General features: G+C 70.9%; 11 protein-coding genes. 2 read left to right on the top strand and 9 right to left on the bottom strand.

Annotated features, from left to right (window positions below; all coding sequences use genetic code 11):
* Nucleotides 1–88: 88 nt before the first annotated feature.
* The 4 genes from rhaS to ASG05_RS12490 all read right to left on the bottom strand — a co-directional run bounded on the left by rhaS (nucleotide 89) and on the right by ASG05_RS12490 (nucleotide 4959).
* Nucleotides 89–1153, bottom strand: coding sequence for a rhamnose ABC transporter substrate-binding protein (gene rhaS, locus ASG05_RS12505; protein WP_056261291.1), 1065 nt, complete (start codon nucleotides 1151–1153; stop codon nucleotides 89–91).
* Between the two features lie 71 nt (nucleotides 1154–1224).
* Nucleotides 1225–2331 carry an ABC transporter permease gene (locus ASG05_RS12500; protein WP_082486762.1) on the bottom strand — a complete coding sequence of 369 codons (1107 nt, stop codon included), beginning with the start codon at nucleotides 2329–2331 and terminating at the stop codon, nucleotides 1225–1227.
* Nucleotides 2324–3355, bottom strand: coding sequence for an ABC transporter permease (locus ASG05_RS12495; RefSeq protein ID WP_056261290.1), 1032 nt, complete (start codon nucleotides 3353–3355; stop codon nucleotides 2324–2326). Before ASG05_RS12495 ends, ASG05_RS12500 begins: the two co-directional genes overlap by 8 nt.
* Nucleotides 3352–4959: a sugar ABC transporter ATP-binding protein gene (locus ASG05_RS12490; protein ID WP_082486761.1), complete on the bottom strand. Its 1608-nt coding sequence runs from the start codon at nucleotides 4957–4959 to the stop codon at nucleotides 3352–3354. Before ASG05_RS12490 ends, ASG05_RS12495 begins: the two co-directional genes overlap by 4 nt.
* Nucleotides 4960–5158: 199 nt before the next feature.
* Between ASG05_RS12490 and ASG05_RS12485 the strand changes: the two genes are divergently transcribed.
* Nucleotides 5159–6184, top strand: a complete 1026-nt coding sequence (locus ASG05_RS12485) for a LacI family DNA-binding transcriptional regulator (RefSeq protein WP_369814056.1) — start codon at nucleotides 5159–5161, stop codon at nucleotides 6182–6184.
* Here the strand turns inward: ASG05_RS12485 and ASG05_RS12480 are convergent, their stop codons facing one another.
* The 4 genes from ASG05_RS12480 to ASG05_RS12465 all read right to left on the bottom strand — a co-directional run bounded on the left by ASG05_RS12480 (nucleotide 6185) and on the right by ASG05_RS12465 (nucleotide 11951).
* On the bottom strand, nucleotides 6185–8782 hold the full coding sequence (locus ASG05_RS12480; RefSeq protein ID WP_056261287.1) for a glycoside hydrolase family 78 protein: 2598 nt from the start codon (nucleotides 8780–8782) through the stop codon (nucleotides 6185–6187). It abuts the gene before it with no gap.
* A gap of 2 nt (nucleotides 8783–8784) precedes the next feature.
* The gene (locus ASG05_RS12475; protein WP_056261285.1) at nucleotides 8785–9690 is read right to left on the bottom strand and encodes a carbohydrate ABC transporter permease; all 906 of its coding nucleotides are present in this window, start codon (nucleotides 9688–9690) and stop codon (nucleotides 8785–8787) included.
* A gap of 3 nt (nucleotides 9691–9693) precedes the next feature.
* Nucleotides 9694–10578 carry a carbohydrate ABC transporter permease gene (locus tag ASG05_RS12470; RefSeq protein ID WP_056261282.1) on the bottom strand — a complete coding sequence of 295 codons (885 nt, stop codon included), beginning with the start codon at nucleotides 10576–10578 and terminating at the stop codon, nucleotides 9694–9696.
* A 92-nt stretch (nucleotides 10579–10670) separates the two neighbouring features.
* The gene (locus ASG05_RS12465) at nucleotides 10671–11951 is read right to left on the bottom strand and encodes an ABC transporter substrate-binding protein (protein WP_056261678.1); all 1281 of its coding nucleotides are present in this window, start codon (nucleotides 11949–11951) and stop codon (nucleotides 10671–10673) included.
* A 117-nt stretch (nucleotides 11952–12068) separates the two neighbouring features.
* Here ASG05_RS12465 and ASG05_RS12460 point away from each other — a divergent pair, with 117 nt between their 5' ends.
* Nucleotides 12069–13106 (top strand): LacI family DNA-binding transcriptional regulator, encoded by a 1038-nt coding sequence (locus tag ASG05_RS12460; protein WP_056261280.1) that lies wholly within the window; start codon nucleotides 12069–12071, stop codon nucleotides 13104–13106.
* Here ASG05_RS12460 and ASG05_RS12455 read toward each other — a convergent pair.
* Nucleotides 13093–13716: a DUF6518 family protein gene (locus ASG05_RS12455; RefSeq protein WP_056261277.1), complete on the bottom strand. Its 624-nt coding sequence runs from the start codon at nucleotides 13714–13716 to the stop codon at nucleotides 13093–13095. The two genes, ASG05_RS12460 and ASG05_RS12455, sit on opposite strands and share 14 nt — an antisense overlap.
* Nucleotides 13717–13841 lie beyond the last annotated feature (125 nt).

Below are 13841 nucleotides of genomic sequence, written 5' to 3'. Positions count from 1 at the left end.
CGAGGAGGCGCGGGTCCGGTGTCGAGGGAGGGTGTCCGGAGGCGGCGGGTCAGGTGGTGACCCCGTCGCCTCCGGTCACGGATGACGACTAGAAGTCGTAGTCGTCGATGTTGTCGACGTCGAACTCCGTCGGCGGTCCGACGATGACGATGCCGTCGGCGCCGACCGTGCGCTCGCCGAGGTCGCCCGCGGTGAACGTGTCGCCCTCGGCACCGGTGATCGTGCCGTCGACGAGGGCCTGGCCGGCGTAGGCCGCGACCTCTCCGAGCTGAGCCGGGTCCCACAGGGCGAACGCGGTGACGGTGCCGTCCTTGACGAACTCTCGCATCTCGTTCGGCAGGCCGAGCCCGGTCAGTGCGACCTTGCCCTTGTACTCCGAAGTCGAGAGGTAGCGGGCCGTCGCGGCGATGCCGACCGTGGTGGGCGAGATGATGCCCTTGAGGTCGGGGTTGGCCTGGAGCAGGCCCTGTGCCTCCTGGAACGACTTCGCGTCGTCGTCGTCGCCGTAGACGGTCGAGACGATGGTGATCCCCGCGTAGTCGGGATTCGTGTCGACCTCCTCCTGGATGTACTTGATCCACTCGTTCTGGTTGGTCGCGTTCGCGGTGGCCGACAGGATCGCGATGTCGCCCTGGCCGCCGATCTGCTCGCTCATCTGGCGGATCTGGATCAGCGCGACGTCCTTCGCCTCGACCTGGCTGACGAACACGTCGCGGTAGTCGGGGTTGGTGTCCGAGTCGAACGCGACGATCTTCGCGCCGCCGTCGCGCGCCTCTTTCAGGGCCGGGCCGACCGCGTCGGGGTCGTTCGCGGCGATGACGATGACGTTCGTGCCCTGCTGCGTGAGCGTGTTGAGGAACGTGACCTGAGACGAGGCGCTGGCCTCGAGGGGGCCGACGACGCTGTAGTCGTAGCCGATGGCCTTCGACGCCTTCTCACCGCCGCCGAGCACGACGTCGGTGTACGGGTTGTTGAGCTGCTTCGGCACGAAGGCGATCGACTCGGTGCCGCCCGAGCCGGAGCCCGAGCTGGCGTCGTCGCTGGCCGCCGTGAGGGCGCAGCCGGAGGCGACGAGGGTGACGGTCGCGAGGGCGGCGACCGCGGCGGCGGCACGCCGGAGGGCGCGGCCTCGGGTGTGAGTGGGGAACTCCATCGTTCTGTCCTTTGCTGTGGGTGGGGCGGTGCGGGTGAGGTGTGGTGGTGCGGGTGGGTTCGGGGGGCGGCTCAGGCGTGCTCGGCCGACCGGGCCAGCACGGCCCTCGCCGCCCGTCTCGCTCGGGTCTTCTCGCGGACGACCGAGATCAGGCTCGGCGTCACCACGCTCCCGACGAGCAGGAGCCCGGTGACGACGTTGAGCACGACGTCGCTGATGCCGCCGAGCCGCAGCGCGTAGCTGATGCTCGAGATGATCAGCACGCCGGCGACGACGCCGGGGATCGAGCCGCGGCCGCCGAAGATCGAGACGCCGCCGAGCAGCACCGCGGCGATCACGGCCAGCTCGATGCCGGTCGCGTTGTCGCTGCGGGCGCTCGAGTAGCGGAGGGTCCAGTAGATGCCGACCAGGGCCGAGACGACGCCGGTCGAGACGAACATCCAGAACTTGGCACGGCCGACGTGGACGCCGACGAAGCTCGCGGCCTCTTTGCTGAAGCCGATCGCGGGCAGTGCCCGGCCGAACGAGCTGAAGTGCAGCAGCACCCCGAAGAAGAGGATCACGACGACGACGCCGATCATCACCGTGGGGATGCCCGTGCCGCCGATCTTCGACGTGAAGAACGAGGTGAGCCCGGGCGGGAAGTTGGCGACGGCGTCGTCGCCGATCACGACGAGGGCGAGCCCGCGGTAGAGGGCGAGGGTGCCGATGGTGACCGCCAGGCTCGGCAGCCCGATCGTCGTCACGAGCGCGCCGTTCAGGGCGCCGCAGACGACGCCGATCAGCACGCAGACGACGAAGATCTCGGGGATGCCCCAGCCGGCGGCCCACAGCACGCCCATCGTCGCGCTCGTCAGGCCGGCGGTGCTGGCGACCGAGAGGTCGATCTCTCCGGTGATCACGACGAGCGCCATCGGCATCGCGATCATGAGGATCGGGATGGCGTCGAGCAGCAGGAACCCGGTGGTCTGCACGCTGGCGAACCGGGGCACCGTCAGGGCACAGACGAGCAGGGTCGCGAGCAGGGCCCAGACCATGATCGCCCCGCGGCCGGTGAGCAGGCGGCGACGGCGCAGCGCCCGCTCGGCGCGGGCACCGGGGTCACGGGCGCCGGCGCGGGCAGAGGACGAGGAGTCGGCGGAGGCCTCGGGAGCTCGGGTGACGGTCTGGTCAGGCATTGGTGGCCTCGCTCGTGCGCAGTCGTCGGGCCTTGCGGATCGAGGCGATCCGCTCGACGAGGATGGCGGTCAGGATGAGGACGCCGACGATGGCCTGCTGCCAGAACTTGTCGACGCCGAGGGCGGTGAGGCTGCTCGTGATGGTGGTCAGCAGCACGGCGCCGATCGCCGCGCCGACGACGCTGCCCGAGCCGCCGAAGATGGCGATGCCGCCCACGACGGCCGCGGCGACGATGTCCAGCTCGAGCCCGGTGCCGGTCGTCGCGCCGACCGAGTTGAAGCGGCTGGCGTAGAGCACGCCCGCCAGGCCGGTCAGCGTGCCGTTGAGGACGAAGGCCGTGACGACCCGCCTGTTCACCGCGATCCCGAACAGGCGCGCCGCCTCTTCGTCCGAGCCGATGGCGTACAGGTCGCGGCCGGGCCGCGTGCGGGCCAGGAACACGGCGACGAGCACGACGACGACCACGGCGATGATCGTGATGATCGGGATGCCGAGCACGGTGTCGACCGACAGGCGCCCGAAGGCGGCGGGCCGGTCGCCGGCGAAGTACTGCTGACCGCCGGCCCAGGCGTTGTTGAGGCCGCGGTAGATGTAGAGCATGCCGAGCGTGATCACGAGCGACGGCACCCTCGCCACGGTCACCAGGAACCCGTTCACGGCCCCGAGCACCGCCCCGATCGCGAGCCCGATCAGGAACACGAACACGATCGGGATGTCCGGGGCGGCGGCGAACACCGTGCCGGTCGCGAAGGCGACGAGGCCGAGGATCGAGCCCACCGAGAGGTCGATGTTGTTCGTGATGATGACGGTGCCGAGGCCGACGGCCATGATCACCGTGATCGTCGCGTTGAGCATCAGGTCCTTGACGCCTTGGGCCGAGACGAAGAGCGGGTTCGCGATCGTGGTGACGATCACCAGCACGACGAGGGCGGACGCGACCGGCACCTCGCGCTGCCGGAACACCGAGGCGAGAGGGCTCCGTCCCGACGTGGGGGCAGGCGCGAGGGCGTGGGAGGTGGTCATCGGGTGGCCTCTGCGGTCGCTGTCGGGGGCGTGGTCGGGCTGGCTGCGGGAGCGGTCGGCGCGGCCTCGATCAGGTCCGCCGCGTCCGACCCTGTCGCCGCGTGCATGACGCGCTCGGCCGTGGCGTCGGCGCGGTCGAGGGTCGCCGTGAGCCGCCCCTCGTGCATGACGAGCACCCGGTCGGCCATGCCGAGCACCTCCGGCAGCTCGGACGAGATCATCAGCACGGCGATGCCGCGGCCGGCGAGGTCGCTGATCAGCCGGTGCACCTCGCTCTTCGTGCCGACGTCGATGCCACGGGTCGGCTCGTCCACGATCAGGAAGGTCGGGTCGGTCGCCAGCCACTTCGCCAGCACGACCTTCTGCTGGTTGCCGCCTGACAGGGTCGCGACGGCGAGCTCCTGGCTGCCGGTCTTGACCTGGAGTCGCTGCGACCAGTCGGCCGCCGCCTCCCGCTCGCGTCGGGCACTGACCAGGCCGAAGCGGCTCAGCGTCCTGCGGAGGGTCAGCGTGGTGTTGCGGCTGACCGACATGTCCATCACGAGGCCTTGCTTGCGGCGGTCCTCCGGCACGAAGCCGATGCCCGCGGTGATGGCGGCCATCGGGTCGCGGCGGGCGAGCGGCTTGCCGTTCACCGTGACGCTGCCGGCGTCGTAGCGATCGATGCCGAAGAGCGCGCGGGCGACCTCGGTGCGGCCCGCGCCGACGAGGCCGGCCAGGCCGACGATCTCGCCGGCCCGCACCTCGAACGACACGTCGTGGAAGACGCCGTGCCGCGTCAGGCCCTCGACGGTGACGACTGGCTCGCCGATCCGCGCCTCCTGCTTGGGGAACAGCTGGTCGACGTCGCGGCCGACCATCGCGCGGACGATCTCGGCCGTCGTGACGTCGCCGGTCGCGTGCTCCGAGATGAAGGCGCCGTCACGCATCACCGTGATGCGGTCGCTGAGGCCGAAGACCTCGTCGAAGCGGTGAGAGATGAACATGATCGCGCTGCCGCGGTCACGGAGCGCCCGGGCGACACCGAACAGGCGCTCGACCTCGACGCCGCTGAGGGCGGCCGTGGGCTCGTCCATGATCAGGACCTTGGCGTCGAGCGAGATGGCCTTGGCGATCTCGATGATCTGCTGGTCGGCGATCGAGAGGCCCTCGGCGACGCGGTCGGGGTCGATGGGCACGCCGAGCCGTTCGAACAGGGCGCGCGCGTCGGCACGCATCTTCGCACGGTCGATGAAGCCGAGGCGCGAGGTGGGCTGGCGGCCGACGAAGATGTTCTCGGCGACGGTGAGGTCGGGGAAGAGCGTCGGCTCCTGGTAGATGACGCTCACGCCGGCGGCCTTGCTCTCGGCCGGCGTGCGGAAGACGATCGGGTGCCCGTCGAAGAGGAACTCGCCACTGTCGGGCTGGTGCACCCCGGCGAGGATCTTGACCATCGTCGACTTGCCTGCGCCGTTCTCGCCGACGAGGGCGTTGATCTCGCCGGCCCGAAGCTGCACGCTGCCGCTGGCCAGGGCGACCACGGCGCCGAACGTCTTGCGAGCCCCCCTCAGCTCGAGCACGGGGGCCGTCGGCGAGAGGCCGACGGGCGTGGGGTCGATCGTCATCGATCGTTCTCCTCATCGAGAAATGAATCGTTTCAAAAGGTGTTGGGGATGACAGTAGGGGCGGGCCGGGACGACGTCAAGCACCAGTTGCGTCTCGGCTGCCCGCGGCTCGCCGGTCGGCGCCCCCGGTGAGGCCCGGCCTAGACTCGGCCCCGTCGTCAGAGAGCACGACCCAGGGCAGGAGGCGCGGGTGGAGTCGGTGAGCATCCGTGACGTCGCGACGAGCGCGGGCGTCTCGGTCGGCACCGTGTCCAACGTGCTGAACCGGCCGGACAAGGTCAGCCCCGCCACGGTGGAGCGGGTGCACGCGGCGATCGACGAGCTCGGCTTCGTCCGGAACGACGCCGCCCGACAGCTCCGAGCCGGGGCCAGCCGGGCCATCGGGCTCGTGATCCTCGACGGCGGCAACCCGTTCTTCTCCGACGTCGCCCGCGGGGCGGAGACCGCCGCCGAGAAGGCCGGCCGCGTCGTCCTGCTCGGCAACAGCGACCAGCAGGTCGAGCGCGAGGCGCATTACCTCGACCTCTTCGAGGAGAACCGCGTGCTCGGCATCCTCATCTCCCCGGTCGGCGACGTCACCGCCCGGCTGGCGCGACTGCGGCGACGCGGGACCCCCGCGGTGCTCGTCGACCGGCAGGCCGAGCTCACCGACTTCTCGTCGGTCTCGGTCGACGACGTGCGCGGGGGTCAGCTGGCCGCCGAGCACCTCCTGTCCATCGGTCGCCGCCGTCTCACGTTCGTCGGCGGCCCCCTCGACCTGCAGCAGGTGGCCGACCGGCTGCAGGGCGCGCAGGAGGCGGTGCGCGCCGCGAACGCGGAGGCCACGGTCTCCGAGCAGGTCGTGCTCGAGGTCGTCGAGGTGCCGGCACTCACGGTCGAGCACGGTCGCGCCGCCGCCGCCGGGCTCATGTCGCGCCCGGCGGACGAGCGACCCGACGCGGTCTTCGCCGCGAACGACCTCGTCGCGATGGGCGTGCTGCAGTCGCTGGTGATGCTCGGCGACCTGCGCGTGCCCGACGACGTGGCCCTGATCGGCTACGACGACATCGACTTCGCCCGCGCCGCCGTGGTGCCGCTCAGCTCGATCCGCCAGCCCAGCGCCTTGATCGGGCGGACGGCGATGGACATCCTCCAGGACGAGATCGACGATCCGGCACGCGAGCCGCGCCGGGTCGTCTTCGCGCCCGAGCTCGTGGTCCGCGCGAGCACCGTGCCCGAGGCCTGATCAGCCCGCCGCGCCGACGACGGGAACGACCGCGGCGCACGTGAACTCGTGCCGCCCGTGCGACACCTCGACGATCGTGCCGTCGGGCAACGAGACCTCGCCGGTCGTGCCGACGGGCAGGGCCACCGTGAGCGTGAAGACCTCGCCCTCGACACGCCACGACGACGACACCTCGCCGTAGGGCGAGAGGTGTCGACCCGACGCGTGCGTCAGCCCGCCGCCGGGTCGCGGGGCGAAGCGGACCCGGCGCCAGCCGGGTGCCGAGGGCGCCAGCCCCGCGACGGTGGCGTGCATCCAGTCCGCCACGGCGCCGAGCGCGTAGTGGTTGAAGCTCGTCATCTCGCCCGGGTTGACCGTGCCGTCCGGGAGCATGCTGTCCCAGCGCTCCCAGATGGTCGTCCCGCCCATGTCGACGGTGTACAGCCACGACGGGCACGAACGCTCGAGGACCAGGTCGTACGCCCTCGCGACGTGGCCCGTCCGCGTCAGGGCGGGCGCGACGACCGGGGTGCCGGCGAAGCCCGTCGCGATGCGGTTCCCGGCCTCGCTCACGAGCTCGGCGAGTCGGTCTCCGGCCGCCTGCGCCTCGTGGCCCCGGACGAGCCCGAACTCGAGGGCCAGGCCGTACGCGGTCTGCGCGTCACTCGTCGTCCGGCCGCCGCCGTCGGTGTAGCGACCCGCGAAGGCCTTGCGCACCTCCTCAGCGATCGCGTCGTAACGCGCACCTTCGGCGTCCTTGCCCAGGACGACGGCGGTGTCCGCCAGGTGGCGGGTCGACCAGTACAGGTACGCCGTGGCGACGAGGTACCGGTCGGTGAGTGCGTCGGCCGGGTCGTCCGGCGGGGCGGCCGGGTCGAGCCAGTCGCCGAGCTGGAAGCCCTCGTCCCAGATCCGGTCGTCCCCGGCCCGGGCGAGGATCAGGTCCACCCAGGCCTTGGCCGAGTCCCACTGTCGGGCCAGCACGCCGGCGTCGCCGAACCGCTCCCAGAGCGTCCACGGTGTGAGCACGGCGGCGTCGCCCCAGACCGCGCCCGACTCGATCGGCTCCCACGACGGGCCGCCGGGGATCCGCGGCACGAACCACGGCACGGTGCCGTCGGGCAGTTGGTCGACGGCGAGGTCCTGCAGCCACGAGCCGAGCATGCCCGAGCAGTCGTACAGGTAGGAGGCGGTGGGCGCGAACACCTGGATGTCACCCGTCCAACCCAGGCGCTCGTCGCGCTGGGGGCAGTCGGTCGGGATGTCGACGAAGTTGCCGCGGGTGCTCCACAGCACGTTCTCGTGCAGGCGCTCCAGGCTCGGGTCGGAGCAGGCGAACCACCCCGTGCGCTCCATGTCGGTGTGCAGCACGCGCGCGACGACCGAGGCCGGGTCGAAGTCCCCCGGCCAGCCCTCGACCTCGGCGTAGCGGAAGCCGTGGATCGTGAAGCGGGGCTCCCAGGTGACCGGGCCGCCGCCTCCCAGGGTCACGACGTCCTCCGCCGCGGCCAGGCGGAGCGTGCGCCGGTAGAGCTCGCCCTCCTGCAGCACCTCGGCGTGGCGCAGGGTCACCTGGCGGCCCGCCTCGCCGTCGACCGTGATGCGGAGCCGACCGACGAGGTTCTGGCCGAAGTCGAGCACCACGGAGCCGCGAGACGTCGTCCAGTGCGCGAGCGGGGCGATCTCCTCGGTGCAGCGCACCGGCGGCTGTTCGGGCGCGACCAGCGTGCGCGGATCACGCGCGCGGACGGTCACCGGCGTCCAGCCGTCTCGATCCGACCCCGCCCGCGACCAGCCGTCGTCGTCGAGCCGCAGGTCGTGGCGTTCGCCGTCGTAGAGCCCGCTGAACGAGATGGGGCTGGGGGCCGCCTCCCACGTGTCGTCGGTGGCGACGACGACGCGTGTCCCGTCGGCGAGCTCGACCTCGAGCTGGGCGAGGAACGACAGATCCGTCCCGTAGAGATCGTGGTACCCGCCGTTGAAGCCGAGGCGCCCGCGGTACCAGCCGTCGCCGAGCCAGGCGCCGATCGCGTTCTCACCGGTCTCGACCAGGTCGGTGACGTCGTAGGTCCGGTAGCGCAGCCGGGTGTCGTACGAGGTCCAGCCCGGCGAGAGCTCGTCGTCGCCGACGCGGACCCCGTTCAGCTCGGCCTCGAAGACGCCGTGGGCCGTCGCGTACAGGCGGGCGGAGACGACGTCGCCGTCGAGGCGGAAGGCCCGCCGGACCCGGGAGGGGCGGCGGTCCGTGCCGGCCTCCTCCGCCCACGATGCGCCGACCGGTCGCGCGCGCCAGTCGGACGGCTCCAGGAGGCCCGCCTCGACGGACGTCGCCGGGCTCCAGGGCGACGTCGAGCCGTCGACTCCCGTCACGCGCACGCGGACCCCTGCTCGCTGCCGAGATGCCAGGTCGGCGAAGGGCCAGGGCACGAGCACCTGGTCGCGCGTCCCGACCACGGCCGTCGCGACCTGTCGCCCCCCGGTCTCGAGGGCGATCTCGACGGACTCCTGCTGCCAGCCGGACGGGCCGGCCAGCTGCCAGCTCAGACGGGGACGGGGGGTGCCGAGGCCCAGCGCCGCCCGGCCGTGCTCGACGCGGAGGTCGGTGACTGTCGCGCTCATGGTCAGCCCTTGACCGCACCGGCGGTCAGCCCCTTCTGCACTTGCTTGTTGAGGAACAGGTAGATGACGAGGATCGCCACGACGTTGAGGCAGATCGCCGCGAACAGGGGGCCGTACTGCACCGAGCCGAACTGGCCGGTGAAGTTCAGGAGGCCCACCTGCAGGGTGCGCAGCGACCCGGAGTTCGTGAAGGTCAAGGCGATGAGGAGGTCGTTCCAGAGCATGAAGAACTGGACCAGCCCCACGGTGAAGAGCGCGTTGCGCACCATCGGCAGGCCGACCAGGAAGAACGAGCGGATGAGCCCGGCGCCGTCGAGCATCGCCGCCTCGAAGATCTCGCGCGGGACGGCCCGGAAGAACGTCGCCATCAGGAACACGGCCAGCGGGAGGCTCGTGGCCGTGTACGTGATGAGCAGCGGCCAGAGGGTGCCGGTGAGGCCGAGCCGGAAGTACGCGGCGAACAACGGCAGGAGGATCATCTGCGTCGGCACCATGATGCCGGCGAGGAAGGTGATGAGGATCGCGCCGCGCCCCTTCCAGACGAGCACCTCGAGCGCGAAGCCCGCCATGGAGCCGAACAGGAGCACGAGGAGGAGCGACGGGAAGACGGTCAGGACGGAGTTCGACGCGTACTGCGCGAAGTTGCCCTGGGTCCACGCGAAGACGTAGTTGTCGAAGTTCCACTGCTGCGGAAGCGCCCAGACCGGCTGCTCCAGGAACTCCGTCTGCGTCTTGAAGGAGCCGAGGAGCATCCAGACGAGCGGGCCGACCACGATGACGAGGAGGAGTGCGACGAGCGCGCCGCTCACGATCTGTCCGACGCGGCGTCGGGACGCTCCACGGCGCCTCGAGGTCGGACGGCGGAGGGGCGCGGACGTCGCGGGGCCGGCGGTGTCGACGGAGGTCATCGGTCAGTCCTTCGTGAGGTCGCGACGGTTGGCGCGGAAGATGAAGACGGTCACCAGCAGCGACACGATCGTGAGCAGGAACGCGACGGTGCTTCCGTAGCCGTACTGACCGAAGCGGAACGACGTGTCGAACATGTAGATCGTCAGGGGGCTGGTCGACGTGCCGGGGCCGCCGTTGGTGAGGGCGAGGATGCTGTCGAACACCTTGAGCGTTCCGTTCACGGAGAAGATCAGCGACGAGACCAGCACGGGCAGCGAGAGCGGCAGGACGATGCGACGGACGAGCCCGAAGCCGGAGGCGCCGTCGATGCGGGCAGACTCGAACACCTCCTCGGGGATGTCGAGCAGCCCGGCGTAGAGCAGCACCCCGTAGAAGCCCATGGAGCGCCACACGTCCATCACGATGATGACGAGGAACGCCGTGCCGCCGTCGCCGAACCAGTCGACGGACGACAGGCCCACGGCCTCGAGCGCCGTGTTGACCAGCCCGTTCTGCGGGGCGATCGCGAACATCTGCTGGAACAGCAGTGCGACCGCGACGGTGGGCAGGACCACGGGGAAGAAGACCAGCGTGCGGACGGCACTCGACCACTTCCGCAGCACGAAGACGTAGAGGAGCGACAGGAGGTAGCCGAAGCCGACCTGCAGGATCGTCATCAGAACCGCATAGCGGACCGTGAGCAGCAACGCGTCCCGCACCCGGGTGTCGGTGACGAGGCGCTGGTAGTTCTCGAGTCCCGAGAACGTGAAGCCCGTGATCGCGTTGCCGCTCGTCAGGGTGTACCCGAACGAGACGACGATCGGGACGAGCATCACGACGGAGTAGATGAGCAGGGCGGGCCCGATCAGGATCAGGGTGGCGCGCCGGTCGCCGAGCAGGGGATTCATGGGGGTGCCTTCGGTCCGAGCTGGGGGTCGAGGAGGGGTGGACGGGGGCGGGGAGGCGCACGGGGCGCGCCCCCACCCCCGTCAAGGAGGCGTCAGCCCAGGTCGCCCTGGACCAGCGTCATGAACTCCTCGGCCGTGATGGCGCCGGTGACGAGCTGGGCGGCGTTCTGCTGCGAGGTCGTCGTCGCCTGCGTGCTGAAGTACGCCTCGAACCAGGGGATGGTCGTGTCGGTGTCCGCGATGCGGTCGCGCACCTCCGTCGTCAGCGCGGTGCCGGCGGCGTCGCCCGACACCGTGAAGCCGGAGATGCGGCTGCTGTCCTCGAGGGCCACCTGGCCGTAGTTCTCGGCGATGCACTTGACCCAGGCCTTGCTGTCGTCGTTCAGTACGCTCGGGTTGATCGTGAAGGGCAGGCCGACGTTGGCCACGAGCTGGCTGCTGTCGCCCTCGCCCCCGTCGACGTCGGGGAACGGCAGGTAGCCGATGGCGTCCTCGCCGATCTGGTTCGCCGTGTCGTCGGCGAAATTGCTCAGGACCCAGCTGCCCATGTAGAGCATCGGCGAGCTGCCGTTGAGGAACTGGTTGATCGACGTGTCGTAGTCGATCGAGCCGACTCCCTCGCCGAAGTAGCCCGCCGCACCGAGGTCGGCGACCTGTTGGGCCGCGGCCACGTACTCGGGGTCGGTCAGCTCGGCGTCGCCGTCGGCGACGGCCTGGAGGGCGTCGGGCCCGAGCTCGCGCTCGATGAGGTTCCCGACGAGGCGCGTCAGGGGCCAGCCCTGCTCACCGCTCGCGGCGAAGGGGGTGAGGCCGGCGTCCTGGAACGTGCCGGCCGCAGCGACCACGTCGTCCCAGCTCTCGGGCACGTCGACGCCGTTGTCGGCGAAGAGCGTCTTGTTGTACCAGATGCCCTCGATGTTGTACTCGGTCGGCAGCACGAGGAACTCACCGTCGTAGAGCGACTCGACGGTCGACCGCGCGGCGGGCTCGATCGAGTCGGCCGCGCCGATCTCGTCGAGCAGCTCGTCGAAGTGCGCGACGAAGCCGGCGTCGTCGAGCTGCTGCACGAGCTCGTTGGTGTCGACGGCGTACATGACGGGGAGCCCGCCCTGGCCTGCGAGCAGCTGGACCTGCTGGTTGAGGTTCGTCTGTGGGACGGTCTCGACCTTGAGGGGCATGGCGTCGTTCTCGGTGGAGCAGGCGCCGTCGGCCAGGGTCTGAAGCGTTGCAGGGACGACTTCGTTCTCGACGTTGCCGAGGACGGTGAACTCGGTGGCCGCCTCGCCCGCTCCGCCACCCGAACACGCGGAGAGGCCTGCGATGGTCAGGCCGGCGACGGCAAATGCAGCGACACGACGTGCGGTGCGGGACATCATTCCTCCTTGAATGGTGGGCGCCTCAGAAAACTTGAAGCGCTTCATAATTGACCGGAAACCCCGGGCTTGTCAACACCCCGTCTCGATCGACTGCGGGCTAGGCTCGGCTCCACGATGAGCGTCTCGATCCCCTCCTCCCCGCACCGGCCGCCGGTCATGGCCGACGTCGCCAGGCTCGCCGGGGTCTCGCTGGGCACCGTGTCGAACGTGGTGAACACTCCCGACCGGGTCCGCCCTGCGACGCGGCTCAAGGTCGAGTCGGCCATCGCATCCCTGGGCTTCGTGCCGAACACCTCCGCCCGCACCCTGGCGGCGGGTCGGGGCACCCTGGTCGGGTTCGTGGCCGTCGACCTCGGCAACTCGTACTTCCTCGACATCGCGCGCGGCGTCGAGCGCGAGGCCGACCTGGCCCAGCAGTCGGTGCTGCTCGGCAACTCGGACGTCGACCTCGACAAGCAGACCGGGTACCTGAACCTGTTCGAGCAGGCCCAGGCGGCGGGCATCGTCCTCGCCCCGTTCGACGGCCCGATGGACGAGGCACGTCGACTGCGGCGTCGCGGGCTGCGCGTCGTCTACGTCAACTGGCCGGGCGACGCCGACGAGAGCTGCGGCGTCGTCGTCGACGAGGAACTCGGCGGACGGCTGGCGGCCGAGCACCTCCTCGAGCAGGGCCGGCGGGAGCTCGTCTTCGTCGGCGGCCCCCTCGATCTCACCGCCGTGCGGCACCGGTTCGAGGGCGCTTCGGCCGCGGCACGGGACGCCGGCGTCCCGCTGCGCCTGATGACGACCTCGGCACTGACGGTGCGTGCGGGCCTCACCGTGGGGAGCGAACTGCTCGCCCTGGCGGCGGCGGACAGGCCCGACGGGATCGTCGCCGCCTCGGACGCGCTCGCGTCGGGGATCGTGCAGTCACTGCTGCTCGGCGGGGTGGACATCCCCCGCGATCTGTCGATCACCGGTTACGACGACAACCACTTCGCCCAGGGAACGACACTCCCGCTCACGACCGTGGGGCAGCCCGGCGTCGACATGGGAGGCCAGGCCATGCGCCTCCTGCGGGACGAACTCGACCATCCGTCGACCCACCGTCACGAGACGGTCGTGCTGCCGCCCCGTCTGATCGTGCGCGGCAGCACCCTCAGAGCAGACTGAAGACGGCGGCGAAGACCGCCGCCCCGAGGGCCGTGAGTCCGACGGCGAGCGCGCGCTCGCGCCACCGGTCGAGGCGACGGACCACGACCCAGCCGAGCGCCGCGACGCCCACGGCGATGCTGATCAGCCACCAGGTCGTCCCGGTCGTCTCGGCGACGCGGACGAGGCCCGACACGCCGTCGCCGATCATGACGGCGGCGAGGACCGCGATCCCCGCCGCACGGAGGACGGGGCGCGGCGACCACCACCACAACCCGGCGAGCCCGATGACGGGCCCGGCCAAGGTCGCCGCCGTGAACCAGAAGTCGCCCGGACCGTACGAGTCGGGGAAGCCCCGCAGGGTGGACACGATCACGTAGCCCTGGACCGCGGCGTGGAAGACGACGAGGCCGAGGCCGGCCGCCGTCCACCACCTGCGGGCGCTCGGCCTGCGCGTGACCACGACCACCGTCGCGAAGGTGAGGACCGTCCAGCCGCCGCTCGAGTTGGCGAACGAGCTCAGCCCGCCGGGCAGGTACTGCTGGGCGGGGGAGGTCGCGCCGCCGAGCACGAGGCCCACGGCCGCGCCGAGCAGCCACCACGCGAGGGTCGTCACCAGTGAACGGATCATCCCGCGAGCATCACAGGTCGACGGGCGCGCGCCGACCGCCTGCAGGACCATGCTCCCCCTCCTGGAGGACGACCCTGCTCGCATCGATCCATTGAGACGGGGAGGGGCTCGACGTACGGTGGGGA

It is taken from the genome of Frigoribacterium sp. Leaf186 (genome assembly GCF_001423905.1).
Lineage (GTDB): Bacteria > Actinomycetota > Actinomycetes > Actinomycetales > Microbacteriaceae > Frigoribacterium.
Note: the sequence above shows the minus strand (reverse complement) of the source record. Positions and strands in the feature narration are given on the sequence as shown.